At 46.4% G+C, this 2302-nt stretch carries 2 protein-coding genes and 1 pseudogene; all 3 read left to right on the top strand.

Annotated features, from left to right (window positions below; all coding sequences use genetic code 11):
* Nucleotides 1-586, top strand: a 586-nt coding sequence (locus tag AC1DUA_RS36610) for a Crp/Fnr family transcriptional regulator (RefSeq protein WP_477504401.1), incomplete at its 5' end; no start/stop codon positions are given.
* A 299-nt stretch (nt 587-885) separates the two neighbouring features.
* Nucleotides 886-1664: pseudogene (locus tag AC1DUA_RS36605) on the top strand (FAD-dependent oxidoreductase); the annotation flags it as partial.
* 132 nt (nt 1665-1796) lie between these two features.
* The gene (locus AC1DUA_RS36600; protein WP_477504402.1) at nt 1797-2138 is read left to right on the top strand and encodes a hypothetical protein; all 342 of its coding nucleotides are present in this window, start codon (nt 1797-1799) and stop codon (nt 2136-2138) included.
* Nucleotides 2139-2302: the final 164 nt, after the last annotated feature.

The following is a 2302-nucleotide window of genomic DNA, read 5'->3' as shown; positions in this document are numbered from 1 at the left end:
TGCTAACAGATTCTCGAAGAACATGTTAGTTCAAACTCCCAACAAAGTGAGCGATGGTCTTTTTTTCGTCAAGGAAGGTAAGTTAAAGCTCTATAAGCTAAGTACTAGCGGGAAGCAGTTCACGGTTGGGATTCTCTCGAAAGGGAACGTGTTTGGACATTTCAAATCGTTTTCATTTGGGACAAGGGATACGTTTATTGAAACAATGGAACCATCACTTATTTGCTCCATGTCCGACGCTCAGTTCGAACGGTTGATGATGAATCAGCCTCATCTTGCTATCAAATTCCTGCAATTACTCAGTGAACGCTTGAAGGAGAGGGATGATCTATTGGAGCAGCTTGTGTTCAGTGATCTAAGAGGGAGGATTCTTCATTTACTGTCAACACTGAGTGCCAAATTCGGTGAGATACAGGAGGACGGTTATACGGTGATCGATCTGCCGCTTTCGCATCAAGAAATTGCTAATATGTTAAGTGCCAGCCGTGAATGCGTTAGTGCAGTAATGAGCGAGCTTGCAAAAGAAGGTGTAATTAAATCTGCCCGTTTGTCAATACAGTTGGCAGTTCATATGCTCCGAAACTAGTTTAGATGATGTACTTTATGTCTTTCTGCGCCTTCATTGTAGTATCATTCTGTTCTTACGGTTTCATAGAGAGATTCGTAAGTATAAGAAGTTGTTCAGAGTTTAAGATTTTATAAAAAAGTCTGTAATCTATTTCACATATTTTTTTTGTTCTTCGACTTATTATTGAATTATTGTCTTTCTTATTAATAAAAAGGTATTGAAAAACAAAGCCTAAGGCGATGCCATTTTTATTTTGGAAGACAATAAAGTTCAAATTTTTTTGAAAAAAATCTGAGATTCAAATTAGGAGGGGTATAATGTCAAAACCAGAACATTTTGACGCACTGATCATTGGCAGCGGCCAAGGAGGTAAGTTGCTTGCCTGGCACTTGGCACACTCGGGACGACGAGTCGCCGTTGTAGAGCGACGGTGGGTAGGGGGCTCATGCCCAGCTGTTGCCTGCTTGCCCAGTAAGAATGAGATTTATAGCGCGAAAGTCGCGCATTTGGTCCAACAAGCCAGTCAGTTCGGGACAGTGATCGGTTCCGTCAGGACAGACATGGCGAAGGTTCGCCAGCGTAAGCGCGACATGATTGACCGAGAGAATGCATTCCATTTGAACGCCTACAAGACGAGTGGAGCCGACTTAATTATGGGGAGTGCACACTTTGTAGCACCCAAAACTGTTGAAGTGCTCCTTAATGACGGCGGGATACGTGTGCTGTCTGGCAATCAGGTATTCATCAACGTTGGATCGCACGCGGCAATTCCAAATGTTCCAGGCATAGAGCTGGCCAAGCCCCTCACTCATATCGAAGCGCTGGAGTTAGACTACTTGCCTTCACATCTGATAGTGCTTGGTGGCGGTTATGTTGGAATTGAAATGGCCCAAGCTTATCGTCGCTTCGGCAGCCGTGTTACGATTGTTGAACGTTGCGTACAGCTTCTGGTGAGCAAAAAATTGAAGGTAGCGACCTACTTGTCGCATCCGGTCGTATTCCTAACACCGCCGATATCGGGCTTGATCAGGCAGGCGTTGAACTTGATGATCGTGGCTATATTAGCGTAAATGAGCGACTGGAAACGAGTGCGCCAGATGTGTGGGCTATAGGAGAATGCGCTGGTAGCCCGCAGTTTACACACGTCTCTGTAGATGACTTTAGAATAATTAGGGACAACCTTGCGGGAGGGAATCGCAGCGCTCGCGATAGACTGATTCCATACTGCATGTTCACTGACCCGCCGCTCGCTAGGGTAGGATTGAGTGAACGTGAAGCTAAGAGCCTAGGCGTCGCTGTGCGTGTCGCGAAATTGCCGATGAGCAACGTACTACGGACAGAGGCGACGGACGAGACACAGGGTTTCATGAAAGTTCTGGTCAGCGGAAACGATGACCGTATTCTTGGTTTTACAATGATCGGTTCCGAGGCGGGAGAAATCGTGGGTATGGTCCAAATGGCAATGTTGTCAGAACTTCCTTACTCGAAGCTGCGCGATGCTGTTATCACCCACTTGACGGTCGCCGAGGGACTCGGCCCACTCTTGTCAAGTTTGCCATCTCGGGATTAAATCTTGTCTTCCGAAAAAATAGTATTTTTGGAAAAGTCGCATATACTGCGGCTTTTTCAGGCTTCGCACGTCGCAGCCGCCCCTTAGGTGAAAAACGGCTACTACTCCCCTGTCCGTTTCCACTCCTCTGAGTACGAGGAGCTGCGAGTACTCATGGCTAACCG

Source organism: Paenibacillus sp. 01T422, assembly GCF_056398785.1.
The sequence above is the reverse complement of the archived record's forward strand: the minus strand, read 5'-3'. Positions and strand labels throughout refer to the sequence as shown.

Bases quoted from the DNA above. Each gene is read 5' to 3' on its own strand.
- AC1DUA_RS36600 (WP_477504402.1), top strand. From the start codon at position 1,797: ATGTTCACTGACCCGCCGCTCGCTAGGGTAGGATTGAGTGAACGTGAA.